Source organism: Nocardia sp. NPDC051750 (assembly GCF_044453135.1).
In the GTDB taxonomy this organism is placed as follows: Bacteria; Actinomycetota; Actinomycetes; order Mycobacteriales; family Mycobacteriaceae; genus Nocardia.
The window spans coordinates 788,210-800,402 of the sequence record NZ_JBITCK010000001.1 but is presented as its reverse complement, the minus strand read 5'-3'; the positions used below and the strand labels follow the sequence as shown (position 1 = coordinate 800,402).

Here is a 12,193-nt window from a genome sequence, read left to right as displayed (position 1 = left end):
TTCTTCACCTCCGTTGCTCCGCTCCTCCATATCGTTCCGCCGCGTTGTCGATCTGCGCCGCTTTCGGCGTCGCGGGGCGGTGGGCAGTGACGGGGTACCTGCCGGGGTTGTCATGGTCTTAGGGGTGTTGTTCATCGGGTCGGTCGCGGTACCGGCGCCCGCGCAGGCGGCGCCGCATCCGTGGGCTCCGCTGCCGGTGAACAGCTGTGGTGAGGTGGGGTTCGACCCGCTCGATCGTGCGCCCGATCCGTCGGCGCCGCCACCGCCGCTCGTGCAGGTACCGCCCCAGATCGATATACCGATCCCGGTGCCGCAGCTCACCCCGGTACCGGTTCCCGATCCCCCGCACGACAACACCCGGATCGTCGCGGACCCGCTACCTGCGGATCCGTGCCGCAATCCGTGCCCCGATATTCGCGATACCCCGAAACCGGAGACCTCGAAACCGGAGGCCCCGGAGGACGGCGAGTCCGAGGCGCCGGATGCCCCGGCGAGTGGATCGGGCAGTGGTTCGGCCGCCGGCAGCAGTTCGGGTAGCGGCTCGGGTTCCGGGGACCCGGTGAAACTGCCGAAAATACAGTTGAAACCGGAGATCGAGCCCATTCCGATCCCGATTCCGGGGGGACCGGGTGAGCCACCACAACCGGCGCCCCCGCCGGTTGTGCATCCGGCCGAACCCGGTCCTGTGGCCGCGCCGGTCGCCGTGCCCCAGGTGGAGTCGGTGCGGTTGGTCGAGCAGGTGACCGGCCCCGGCTCGCCGAACCGCACCGATATGCGCTGGCAGGTCGACGGCACCGATCTCGGGCTGATGTGGGAGACGAAACCCGGCGAGGTTGCCGTGGTGTTCGGCGATACTTTCGGCAAAGGCTGGACGCCGGGCGGTGCCGGCGGTGACGACGAGGACTGGCGCAGCAATGTGCTCGCCTACAGCACCGACCGAAACCTGTACGACGGCCTGACCCTGGACACCATGGTCCAGGACAGCCGCTGCCACGCCGCCGAGCTGCTGGGTAGCCGGAAGCTCAGGAACTGGGAGACGACGACCATCCCGACCTCGGGTTTCGCCCTGGGCGACCGCCAGTACATGAGCTATATGTCGGTGAACCGCTGGAGCAAGATACCGGGCCTGTGGTGGACGAACTACGGCGGAATCGCCTACTCCGACGACAACGGCAGTACCTGGGTCAAGGATCAGCACGCCAAATGGGAGAACCTGTTCGGGCTGGGCCGGTTCCAGGTGGCGGCGATGGTGCCGCACGGTGACCACGTGTACATGTTCGGTACCCCCAACGGCCGGATCGGTGTGATCGGGCTGGCCAGAGTGCCGAAGGCCGACGTGTTGAACAAATCCGCCTACCAGTACTGGGTGAACGGTAACTGGGCGCCGGCAGCCGAGAATATGGCCACGCCACTGGTGCCGGGTATGGCCAGTGAACTCTCGGTGCGTTTCGACGACGAGTCCGGGCAGTGGCAGATGAGCTATCTGGATTCCGCCAGAGGCGCGATCGTGCTGCGTACGGCTACCGAACCGCAGGGCACCTGGACCGAGCCGGTCACGCTCGTATCCACCAGCGACTACCCCAAGGCATACGGCGGCTTCATTCATCCGTGGTCCACCGCGCAGGACCTGTATTTCACGCTTTCGGAATGGGATTCCTACAACGTGTATCTCATGCATGCCCGCCTGACACCGACGGCCTGACCCGTACCGGGTCAGGCCGTCCGGGCGCGGCGGAACCGTATCCGTTCGCCGGGCCGGGCCTGTGCCATCAGGTCGACATCGGCGTCCAGGACCACCGCGACGACCGGATAACCCCCGGTGATCGGATGGTCGGCGAGAAAAACCACCGGCTGCCCACTGGGCGGTACCTGCACCGATCCGAGTGCGACTCCCTCGGTCGGCAACTCCGCCGAGGTGGTGCGCCGCAGCGGTGGACCGTCGGTGCGGTCCAGGCGGGCGCCGACGCGGTCGATGTCCTGGCTGACCGTCCAGTGCCCGGCGAACAGGGCGGCAGGGTCGGTGAACCAGTCATCACGTGGCCCGAGGAGGGCGCGGATCTCCAGCGGTGCGGGCGGCCGGCGTTGCGGGGCCTGATCGATATTCGGCCAGTCCGGTGGCGGCGGGCCCGCAAGGATCTCCGTTCCGGCCCGCAACGGTGCGGGTCCGATGCCGGAGAGCGTGTCGTAGCTGCGTGACCCCAGTACCGGCGCGATATCGACACCGCCGCGTATCCCGAGATAACTGCGCAACCCGGTGCGGGTGAAACCCAGCCGCAGCCGCTGACCCGCGGCGAGGCAGATCACGCCGGCATGGCCGACCGGAGTGCCGTCGACGGTCGCGGGTGCGGGCGCCCCGGTGACCGCCACCAGCACGGTGTCCTCCGCACGGAGCGCCAGCCCGCCGAGCAGCACCTCGATGCCGGCGTAGTCCTCCGGGTTCCCGACCAGCCGATTCGCCAGCCGTAGTGCGCCCCGATCGGCGGCTCCGGCCGGCCCGACCCCCGAATCGAACCAGCCCGGACGACCCAGATCCTGAACGGTCGCCAGCGGGCCGGACTCCTCGATCACGATCATGTGCCGGTCTCCGCGTCGACGAACCGGACGGGCCACCCGGCTCGGATCAGGGCGGGCGGATCACGTTCGGTGTCCCACATGGTCAGCTCGGTACGTCCGATGAGTTGCCAGCCTCCGGGCGTTTCCCGCGGGTAGACCGCGGAATAGCCGCCGGCCAGGGCGACGGCGCCGGCCGGAATCCGGGTCCGCGCCGCCGGGCGCCGCGCGACGGTCAATCGTCCGTCCGGGGATTGCAGGTAACCGAAGCCCGGCGCGAACCCGACGAAGGCGCAATGCCACACCGTGCCGGTATGCGCCGCGACGACCTCTTCCGGGCTGATACCGAGCGCGCTGGCGACTTCGCCGAGGTCGGGCCCGTCATAGTGGACCGGAATCCGCACCGGCTCGGCCGGGTGCGTCGATGTTCCACGGGAAACATTGCCCGAATCGCCTTCGTTCACGGAACCGACCAGCCGCTCCAGTGCCGGGCGTAATCGATGCGCGCTTGCGGGCGAATCCAGGGTCACCAGAACGGTTTCCGCCGCGGAAAGCAGATCGACGACACCGGGCAGTGACCGTACGGCCAGCTCCGCGGCCAGGGCAGCGACCCGGTCCGGGCGCGGGACGAGCAGCAGCGCGCGGTCGCCGGCCGGGCGCACCGGCACCGCTTCCGGACGTTCTGGAGGCCGTGACAGATCGCTCACCCCGTTCCAGCTCGATCAGGTGAACGACGCTACCGCGATCCCCGCATCCTCGAGTGCGGTTCGGATCCGCTGAGCCATCCGGACCGCGTCCGGGGTGTCGCCGTGCACGCAGATACTGTCCGGCGACACCGTGACCGTGCCACCCGCGATCCGGGCGGTGCCGGTTTCGGCCAGTGTCACCGCTTGGGCGAGCGCCGTATCGGAATCCAGGACCGCGCCCGGGGTATCGCGCGGGGCCAGTCCGCCGGTCGCGGTGTAGGCGCGGTCGGCGAAGCCCTCGCTCACGTATCGGATACCCGTGAGCGCGGCCGATTCCTGCAGGTGGGTGCCTGCGGGCCCGAGTAGCGCGAGCGCCGGATCGTATTCACGCATCGCGGCGAGAACGGCATCGGCCAGGGCGGGCTGGGCGGCCGCGGCATGGTAGAGCGCTCCGTGCGGTTTCACATACCGCACCCGATCCCCCGCCGCCCGGGCGAATCCGTCCAGGGCGCCGAGCTGGTACAGCGTTTCGTCACGCAGTTCCGCGGGAGCGACGGCCAGTGCCCGCCGCCCGAAGCCCGCCAGGTCGCGGTATCCGATATGCGCCCCGATCCGGACGCCTTTCTCCACCGCGAGTGAACAGGTACGCCGCATGATCGCGGGGTCGCCGGCATGGAACCCGCAGGCGATATTCGCGCTGGTGACGATATCCAGCATGGCGGCGTCGTCCCCCATACTCCACGCCCCGAACCCCTCGCCGAGGTCGCTGTTCAGATCGAGTCCCACCGGACCTCCTTCCGCCGCGCTCCATTGTCCCCGCAGATGAGTCCGCACGACAGACCTCGACCGGCCGGGTCCTTGATCGCTCTCGTGGCGGTGATCCTTTTCACAGAAAAACCCGGGCACGATAGGGAACCGGTATCGGCCGATGCGGAATATCCGAGGTCCGCAGCCGGAGTTTTTCGAGCGTACGAACGACCGAGCGAAACCTACTGGCAATTACTCGAATACCGGTAATTTTTGGTGCCACCGATCAATTCAGCTGCGCAGTCCCGCTGATCGGGATCCGTGGAACCGGACGTGTCGAGTGCCGGGTAATTCCACGGCAAATTTTGTGACGCAGGAATGGTGATCCGTTCCCCGGCAATGTTTCTCGCGGTTCTGATCGGACTTGCGTGATCGGTGCACCGCCGTAGTACTGTCTGGCCGCGGCCGGCCCAACACAGGGCTGCCGGATTCTTGGGGAGGATCGAAAAGATATGAAATTCGGAAAGTTCAGTGCTGTCGCTTTCATGGCTGTCGCCGCCGTCGGTATCACCGCCGGATCCGCGAACGCAGCGCCCGCGACCGCGACCGAAGGTGTGACGACGGCCGGGCAGCAGCAGGGGATCGAATACCAGAGCACGCTCTCCGGCGATGCGCGTGCGGTGACCACGACGGTCGAGGCAGGGACCTTCACGCTCACCGACAACGGCACCACCGTCACCCTGATCGCCGCCGACGGCGCGGAGATCACCGAGGTTCCGCTGACCTTCGAGGTCGCGGGCCGCTCGATTCCGGTCGGGCACCAGATCGCCGACAACGGCCAGAGCCTCACGCTGACACCGGAAGTCAGCCCTGCCGATATCGCCGAGCTGAAGAACATCAGCTCCTTCGACCGGTTCCTGGATCAGGCCAATCAAAATATCGTGGGCCTGATCGCGGGCGGTGTGATCGGCGGCTTCGTCGGCTCGCTGCTCGGGCTCGGTATCTTCAGCATCGTCACCGGCCCCCTCGGCACGATCGCCGGAGCGCTGGTCGGCGGCTCCATCCAGGGCGGCCAGCCCTTCATCGACGCGCTGACCGCCGTCGCGACGGGCCAGCCCTGACCGTCATCGAATATCGGAGCGGGCGCACCTCATGGAGGTGCGCCCGTTTCTTATATCCGACTGGCTCGGGATCGTCCCCTCGACCTGCGGTTGTTCGCCAGCAGCGCGACGATGCCGGCCGCGTAGCAGCCGGCACCGGCCAGCACCACCGCGACCGACCGCCCGTCCGCCGGGACGACCACCGCGGTCAGCGCGACAGCCAGGACGAACGCGATATTGAACACCGTGTCCTGCAGAGCGAACACCTGGCCGCGCCGATCGTCGGCGATATCGATCTGCATGGCCGCATCGCCGGTGAGCTTGATCGTCTGACCGGCCAGGCCGAACAGAAATGCGCCGGCGAGCAGCAGTTGGTGGGCGCGGTGGGTGGCGTCCGGAGAGTCGGCCAGCGCGGTGGGCAGGACCAGCGCGAGTTGTACGGCGATCGCGCAGGACAGTCCGAGCAGGACCGTGCGTGGCCGGCCGAGCCGTGGGATCAGGAACGGAGTCAGCAGGGCGGCGACGAGCATACCGGCGGCGGTGGCGGTAATAGCGACCCCGAAGCCGATGAGGCCGCCCTCGACGGTGGTTCCACCGGACGGCGATTCCCGCAGCACCAGCACCATGATCAACGTATTGGCACCGAAAACGATTCGGTGGGTGCCGATCCCGATCATCGCGGTGGATACGTCGGCCGACTGCCGCACGGCACGCGCCCCGACCACCAGACCGGTGAGCACCGCATGGAACGCACCCACCGCCTGGCCGGCCGTCGACTCGGGACCGAGCGTCCGGGGCCGGAATCCGGCGGCGAGCACCACCCCCGCGACCGATCCGGCCGCGCTCACCGCGACCGCCACCGCCGAGCCGGTGTCACCCGCGCCGACCAGGCCGATAAGGGCCACCGCCGCGGCCGCGCCCACCGCCGCGCAGGCCGAGCCCGCCGTCGCCAGCACCGAGTTGGCGGGCACCAGCCAGCGCTGGGCCAGCACCCGGGGTAGCGCCGCCGACACGCCGGCCGCGGTGAATCGGCTGATCCCGACCACTGCCAGGGCCAACAGCAGCAGCGGGTTCGCGCCGACGCCGGCCAGCAGTCCCAGCGCCACGGCCGCGATCAATATCCCCCGCATGATGTTGGCGAACAGCAGCACCAGCCGGCGGTCCCAGCGATCCAGCAGGGCGCCCGCGTAGGGTCCGATCACCGAATACGGCAGCAGCAGAACAGCGAAACCGGCCGCGACGGCCAGCGGGTCGGTTTCGCGTTCCGGGTTGAACAGGATCGCGCCCGACAACGCCGCCTGGAACATCCCGTCCCCGAACTGACTGGTGAACCGCACCAGTGTCAACCGGACGGCGCCGGGACTCGCCCGTATCGCGGCTCGCACCGCTCCCAGGCTGTGTTTGCGCCCGCCCGTCCCGGTCACCTGGTCCGGCGTGCAAGGTTCGGGCGTAGCGCTGGACACGGCCGCGACGCTACCTGTTCGGCGGGCCCGAACGTATTCCGGCCGGTCCGCGCTCCTCGGTGATCAGCAGATCGACTGCCTCACGCATATCCGGGGCCATCGGCAGGGTGCCCAGCGCGTCGGCGTCGATCCAGGCGTAGGCGTCGTGTTCGTCGGGTTCCAGGGTTATCGCACCGGGCTCGGCGTCGGCCAGGAAACTGAACTTGCGCACCTTGGGTTTGGTGCGGGTCGCGTAGTCGAACCAGCCGAGGAATTCGGTGATACACCGGGCCACCAGCCCCGTCTCCTCGAAGAGTTCGCGGACCGCGCTCTCGATCAGCGTTTCCCCGGCCTCTACTCCCCCACCCGGTAGTTCGTACATTCCGCCGAGATCCGCGCCCGGCACCCGGCGCACCACCAGCAGCTTTCCGGCACGGAATACCGCGACACCGACTACCAGATCGGTGACGCCGTCACGCCGCGCACCGGCACGCAGCCGCTGCTCTATCCGCGCGAGTGCTTCGGGGCGCATCCTTCACCTCCCGATCCGATATATCCATTTTCGACGCGTATGTGCCGTACCGCTATTACCGCCCGCCGTTGCTCACCAGCCGTTCACCCCGAGGTCGCTCGCGTAAAATGCCGAGGGCGGACAATCGACGAAGTGGGGTATCGGGGTACTCCCTGCGAAGATGGTAATTGTGCCCGAGCCGGAAAGGAGGCGTGTGATGTCCACACCGCCGACCCCGCATATCGAGGTCCATCGTGGGGGCGACCGGATGAAGACGCGGATATCCTGGCTCGATTCCAAACACTCGTTCTCCTTCGGCGAGCACTACGACCCCGAGAACACCCATCACGGTCTGCTGCTGGTGAACAACGACGATATCGTCCTGCCCGGTCAGGGCTTCGACACCCATCCGCACCGGGATATGGAGATCGTGACCTGGGTGCTGGAGGGGTCGCTGGTACATCAGGACTCGCTGGGGCACAGCGGCGTCATCTACCCGGGTCTCGCGCAGCGGATGAGCGCCGGTACGGGCATCCGGCATTCGGAGAAGAACGATTCCTGGCGCGTCGATTCCGGCCGGTCCGAACACGCGGATCCGGTGCATTTCGTGCAGATGTGGGTGCTGCCGGACGAACCGGGTATCGAGCCCGGCTACCAGCAACTCGAGATCGACGCCGAACTGGCCGCGGGTGGGCTGGTGACTGTGGCGTCCGGCTTGCCGCGGTATCGCGATCGTGCCGCGATCGCCATCAACAGCAGCCATTCGGCACTGCACGTGGCGAGACTGGCTCCGGATGCGGAGCCGAGCGTGGACCTGCCCGACGCGCCCTACGTTCATGTTTTCGTTGCGCGCGGCGCGGTCGAGATGGAAGGGGTGGGCCGGCTCGACACCGGCGACGCGGTGCGCCTCACCCATTCCGGCGGGCAGCGGCTGACCGCGCCCGAACCCGCCGAAGTGCTGATCTGGGAGATGCACGCCCGGCTCGGCGCCGCCTAGACCTGCCACCGCGTGCACTCCGGCAGTGAGCTCCACCGCGTTCGCTCCGGCCACGCGCTTTGTGGGTACCTCCGCGTTCGCTCCGGCCGCGGTCTTCGTGCGTACTTCCGCGTTCGCTCCGGCCATGCGTTCCCTGCCGACTTCCGCAGACGCTCCGGACATGCGCGTCCTGTGTAGTGCGGCCTACGCTCCGGGCGCGGATTCGACCCGGACGGCGGCGACCGTCGACAATGGTCGGATGGACTCCGCGGTCGCGCTCGTGCGGTACCGCCGATGATCGTGACCGGCTCAGCTGAGGAGGAAATCTATGACCTACCCACCACCGGCGGGCTACCCCCCGCCGGACCCGTATCCGGGACCCGGCGGTACGCCCCAGTACTGGCAGGAATCGCCGAAGACCAAGGGGATGGCGATCGCCGCCCTGGTGTTCGCGATTCTGGCGGTCCTGAGTTTCTGCACCGTTTTCGGCGGAATTTTCTTCGGGCTCATCGCCGTGGTCCTCGGCGTGATCGCGACGGTGAAGGCGCGCCGTGGTACCGCGGGGGGCGGGGTCATGGCGGTGATCGCCTTGATCCTCGGGGCCGGTGCGATGATCGCGGCCGCCGTGTTCGGCGTGCTCTTCTGGGGGATCTGGCAGGATTCCGGAGGTCAGGATTTCCTCGACTGCACCACCCGCGCCGGGGGTGACCAGGCGGCGATCGCCCGGTGTGAAGATCAGTTCAATCAGCGGCTCGAGGACCAATTCGGGGTGACGATGGTGCCGCCGGAACCGACGAACTGAGCAGACCGGCCGGTCGCACATCATGTCGTGCCGCACCGGGCACCGGCATACTGGATTGCGTGACTTCCGACGTGACCAGCCCCTCCGGTATCGATCTGACCCATCTAGCCCCGGCCGTCCGGGTACAGGACGACCTGTTCACGCATGTCAACGGCGCCTGGCTGACCGGGTACGAGATCCCGGCCGACCGGGCGGTGGACGGTGCCTTCCGCAAGCTGTACGACCGGGCGGAACTGGATGTCCAGGAGATCATCACCTCCGCGGCGGGCGAGCCGGGCAGCGATGCCCGCAAGATCGCCGACCTCTACGCATCCTTCATGGATTCCGAGGCCGTGGAAGCCGCGGGCCTGGCGCCGGTCGCCGAGGAGCTGGGCGCCCTGGCCCGCACGACCGACCGGAGTGAATTCGCCGCGTTGCTGGGCCGGCTGCAGCGCACCGGGGTATCCGGAGCGGTCGCGGTCTACGTCGATACCGACGATAAGAACTCGCAGCGCTACCTCGTCTACGCGACCCAGTCCGGTATCGGCTTGCCCGACGAGTCGTACTACCGCTCCGACGACTACGCCGAAGTACGGGAACGCTACATAGCCCATATCGACCGCATGTTCGCCCTCACCGCGGCCGACCCGCGGATCGCGGAACTGCTCGAGTCGGAATCGGCGGGTTCGCGGGTATTCGACCTGGAGCGCAAACTCGCCGCGGGGCACTGGGATGTGGTGCGCCGCCGGGATGCCGAACTGAGCTACAACCTCACGACATTCACCGAACTCGCCGAGCACAACCCGGAATTCGATTGGGGTGCGTGGTCCGACGGCCTGGCCGCGGGCGTTTCCGGCGACGGCTCGCTGCTGCTGTCGGAACTCGTTGTCCGGCAGCCGGATTACCTGCGTACTTTCGCGCAGGCCTGGGATTCGGTGCCGGTGTCGGAGTGGCGCTTGTGGGCCCAGTGGCGGGTGCTGCGGGCCCGCGCGCCTTACCTCACCGAGGCGCTGGTGGAGGAGAGCTTCGATTTCTACGGTCGTACCCTCACCGGCGCCCAGGAGAACCGGGAGCGGTGGAAGCGCGGGGTTTCGCTGGTGCAGGATCTGCTGGGCGAAGCGGTCGGCAAACTCTATGTGGCCGAGCACTTCCCGCCGGAGGCCAAGGCCGCGATGGTACGGCTGGTGGAGAACCTGCGGGAGGCCTACCGCCGCAATATCGCCGACCTGGAATGGATGACTCCGGCCACCCGGCAGGCCGCGCTGGCGAAACTGGAGAAGTTCACACCCAAGATCGGGTACCCGGACCGCTGGCGGGATTATTCCGCCGTGACGGTGGATCCGGCCGATCTGGTGGGCAACTACCGGCGTGGTTATGCCGCCGAGCACGATCGGGACCTGAACAAACTGGGCGGCCCGGTGGACCGCGACGAATGGTTCATGACACCGCAGACGGTGAACGCCTACTACAACCCGGGAATGAACGAGATCGTCTTCCCGGCGGCGATCCTGCAACCCCCGTTCTTCGATATGAATGCCGACGATGCCGCCAACTACGGGGGTATCGGCGCGGTGATCGGCCACGAGATCGGGCACGGGTTCGACGATCAGGGCGCGAAGTACGACGGTGACGGCAATATGGTCGACTGGTGGAGCGATGCCGACCGCGCCGAGTTCGGTAAACGCACCCGTGCCCTGATCGACCAGTATGATCTGCTCTCCCCCGCCGATCTGCCCGACGAGCACACCGTGAACGGTGAGTTCACCATCGGGGAGAACATCGGTGATCTGGGCGGACTGTCGATCGCCCTGCAGGCGTACCGGATTTCCCTGGACGGGCAGGAACCGCCTGTCATCGACGGCCTGACCGGATTGCAGCGGGTGTTCTTCGGGTGGGCGCAGGTCTGGCGGACCAAGGTGCGTCCGGAAGAGGCCGTGCGCCGGCTCGCGGTGGACCCGCATTCGCCGCCGGAGTTCCGGTGCAACGCCGTGGTCCGCAATATCGACGCCTTCCACGAGGCTTTCGAATTGACCCCGGAGGATGCCCTCTACCTGGCCCCCGAGGAGCGGGTCAAGATCTGGTGAGCTCCGCCCCCTGAACAAACGAACGGCGGTGCACCCCGCGAGGGTGCACCGCCGTTTTCGGCTCGTGCGGGTCAGGTATTCCAGTCGCCGAGTCCGTCGCCGGCGTTGAGGGTGCCGCCCTGAGTGTTCTGGACGACCACCGCGTCACCTTTCCCCACGTTCTCGTAGAACCACTGGGCGTCCTCGGTGCTCACGTTCAGGCACCCGTGGCTCGTGTTGGAGTATCCCTGCGAACGGACCGACCACGGTGCGGCGTGCACGAAGATACCGCTGTTCGAGATGCGGGTCGCGTATTCGACGTCGAGCTTGTAGCCCTCGGGATCGTCGATCGGCACACCGTAGGTGGAGGAGTCCATAACCATCTCGCGCAGCTGCTCACCCACGATGTAGGTGCCGTTGGGGGTCTCGTGGTCGGTTTTGCCCATCGAGGTGGGCATGGTGCGGATGACCTCACCGTTGCGGGTGACGGTGATCATCTTGGTGTTGTCGTCGGCGGTGGCGATCACCGCGTCCCCGACGTGGAAGGCGCTGCGGCTGCCGCCGGCCTCCACCACCACATCGGTCTGCGCGGGCCAGAACTGGTCCGGCCGCCAGCGCACCTGCTTATCGCTCCACCAGTAGAAATGCCCGGGTACCTCGGTCGACGGGGTGATCTTGATGGCCCGCTCGGCGGCGGCCCGGTCGCCGATCGGCTCCTTGAAGTTGATGATGACCGGCTGGGCGATGCCGACATCCTCACCCTCGGACGGGTTGATGGCCGGCGGCGCGAAGTTCGCCTTCGGCGGGGTCGGCTCGGTCTCGGTGATCCCGGTGGCCGAACCCGACGGGATATTCGGTAGTGCGTCGGCGGGCGCGGTGGCCAGCGTGGTGGCGGTGGCGATCGCGGCCGTCAACAGGACACCCTGCCGAAGCCGGCGAGCGGCCCGGCGCGCGGTCGGCAGCGACCCGGTGTTCTCGGTGACATGCATAAGAGTGTTCGTCCGTCCATTCGACTCTGGAGCGTGCGGTTGCCTGTGGGCTACCGGCACGTCCGGCGGAGCACCCCGGCGAGTGTTCGCGGAGTTGTGGAGCACCTCCACGGCCGCCGAGCCCGTGATCTTCTCGGAAGCCGGAACGTCCTGGCCGGTCGTGGAGTTGTGGAGCGGTCCCGACGGGTGGTGGCGCCACGCGGAAGCCGTGCCGTCCATGGCTGGTGCGCCTCCGCTCCGAAGTCCTTCCTACTGCCTTCATCTCTTCGTGACCAACTGGCCATTTCGTTACATAGCCGTTGGACATCAGATGTGGTGTGAGCCACGGGCGAAGTGGTCGATGTCTGA

11 protein-coding genes are annotated in these 12,193 nt (G+C 67.6%); 5 read left to right on the top strand and 6 right to left on the bottom strand.

What is annotated here, in order from left to right; translation table 11 throughout:
- The first annotated feature begins 112 nt into the window (after positions 1–112).
- Complete coding sequence (locus ACIA75_RS03450) at positions 113–1,702, top strand: DUF4185 domain-containing protein (protein ID WP_397099448.1); 1,590 nt, start codon at positions 113–115, stop codon at positions 1,700–1,702.
- An 11-nt stretch (positions 1,703–1,713) separates the two neighbouring features.
- On the opposite strand, the gene ACIA75_RS03445 is transcribed toward ACIA75_RS03450, so the two are convergent.
- The 3 genes from ACIA75_RS03445 to ACIA75_RS03435 are packed head-to-tail and all read right to left on the bottom strand — an operon-like array spanning position 1,714 to position 4,022.
- Positions 1,714–2,574: a biotin-dependent carboxyltransferase family protein gene (locus ACIA75_RS03445; protein WP_397099446.1), complete on the bottom strand. Its 861-nt coding sequence runs from the start codon at positions 2,572–2,574 to the stop codon at positions 1,714–1,716.
- Complete coding sequence (locus tag ACIA75_RS03440) at positions 2,571–3,257, bottom strand: allophanate hydrolase subunit 1 (RefSeq protein ID WP_397099444.1); 687 nt, start codon at positions 3,255–3,257, stop codon at positions 2,571–2,573. Before ACIA75_RS03440 ends, ACIA75_RS03445 begins: the two co-directional genes overlap by 4 nt.
- Before the next feature lie 15 nt (positions 3,258–3,272).
- Entirely contained in the window at positions 3,273–4,022 is a 750-nt protein-coding gene (locus ACIA75_RS03435; RefSeq protein ID WP_397099442.1) for a LamB/YcsF family protein, read from the bottom strand.
- A 473-nt stretch (positions 4,023–4,495) separates the two neighbouring features.
- On the opposite strand from ACIA75_RS03435, the gene ACIA75_RS03430 reads away from it, so the two are divergent.
- Positions 4,496–5,104 carry a hypothetical protein gene (locus ACIA75_RS03430; RefSeq protein WP_397099440.1) on the top strand — a complete coding sequence of 203 codons (609 nt, stop codon included), beginning with the start codon at positions 4,496–4,498 and terminating at the stop codon, positions 5,102–5,104.
- Between the two features lie 50 nt (positions 5,105–5,154).
- Here the strand turns inward: ACIA75_RS03430 and ACIA75_RS03425 are convergent, their stop codons facing one another.
- Positions 5,155–6,507 carry an MFS transporter gene (locus tag ACIA75_RS03425; protein ID WP_397100889.1) on the bottom strand — a complete coding sequence of 451 codons (1,353 nt, stop codon included), beginning with the start codon at positions 6,505–6,507 and terminating at the stop codon, positions 5,155–5,157.
- A gap of 49 nt (positions 6,508–6,556) precedes the next feature.
- Entirely contained in the window at positions 6,557–7,057 is a 501-nt protein-coding gene (locus ACIA75_RS03420; protein ID WP_397099438.1) for an NUDIX hydrolase, read from the bottom strand.
- 196 nt (positions 7,058–7,253) lie between these two features.
- Here ACIA75_RS03420 and ACIA75_RS03415 point away from each other — a divergent pair, with 196 nt between their 5' ends.
- From ACIA75_RS03415 to ACIA75_RS03405, 3 genes are all read left to right on the top strand, one after another.
- On the top strand, positions 7,254–8,033 hold the full coding sequence (locus ACIA75_RS03415; RefSeq protein WP_397099436.1) for a pirin family protein: 780 nt from the start codon (positions 7,254–7,256) through the stop codon (positions 8,031–8,033).
- 307 nt (positions 8,034–8,340) lie between these two features.
- A complete protein-coding gene (locus tag ACIA75_RS03410) occupies positions 8,341–8,814 on the top strand; it encodes a DUF4190 domain-containing protein (protein WP_397099434.1) in 474 nt (157 codons plus the stop codon).
- A gap of 59 nt (positions 8,815–8,873) precedes the next feature.
- Positions 8,874–10,877 carry a M13 family metallopeptidase gene (locus ACIA75_RS03405; RefSeq protein WP_397099432.1) on the top strand — a complete coding sequence of 668 codons (2,004 nt, stop codon included), beginning with the start codon at positions 8,874–8,876 and terminating at the stop codon, positions 10,875–10,877.
- Positions 10,878–10,948: 71 nt separating this feature from the next.
- Here ACIA75_RS03405 and ACIA75_RS03400 read toward each other — a convergent pair whose 3' ends face one another.
- A complete protein-coding gene (locus tag ACIA75_RS03400; RefSeq protein ID WP_397099430.1) occupies positions 10,949–11,845 on the bottom strand; it encodes a L,D-transpeptidase in 897 nt (298 codons plus the stop codon).
- Positions 11,846–12,193: the final 348 nt, after the last annotated feature.

Excerpts from the sequence above, each read along its gene's own strand:
- ACIA75_RS03450 (WP_397099448.1), top strand. The coding sequence starts at position 113 with ATGGTCTTAGGGGTGTTGTTCATCGGGTCGGTCGCGGTACCGGCGCCC.
- ACIA75_RS03445 (WP_397099446.1), bottom strand. The coding sequence starts at position 2,574 with ATGATCGTGATCGAGGAGTCCGGCCCGCTGGCGACCGTTCAGGATCTG.
- ACIA75_RS03430 (WP_397099440.1), top strand. The coding sequence starts at position 4,496 with ATGAAATTCGGAAAGTTCAGTGCTGTCGCTTTCATGGCTGTCGCCGCC.
- ACIA75_RS03420 (WP_397099438.1), bottom strand. The coding sequence starts at position 7,057 with ATGCGCCCCGAAGCACTCGCGCGGATAGAGCAGCGGCTGCGTGCCGGT.
- ACIA75_RS03415 (WP_397099436.1), top strand. The coding sequence starts at position 7,254 with ATGTCCACACCGCCGACCCCGCATATCGAGGTCCATCGTGGGGGCGAC.
- ACIA75_RS03410 (WP_397099434.1), top strand. The coding sequence starts at position 8,341 with ATGACCTACCCACCACCGGCGGGCTACCCCCCGCCGGACCCGTATCCG.
- ACIA75_RS03400 (WP_397099430.1), bottom strand. The coding sequence starts at position 11,845 with ATGCATGTCACCGAGAACACCGGGTCGCTGCCGACCGCGCGCCGGGCC.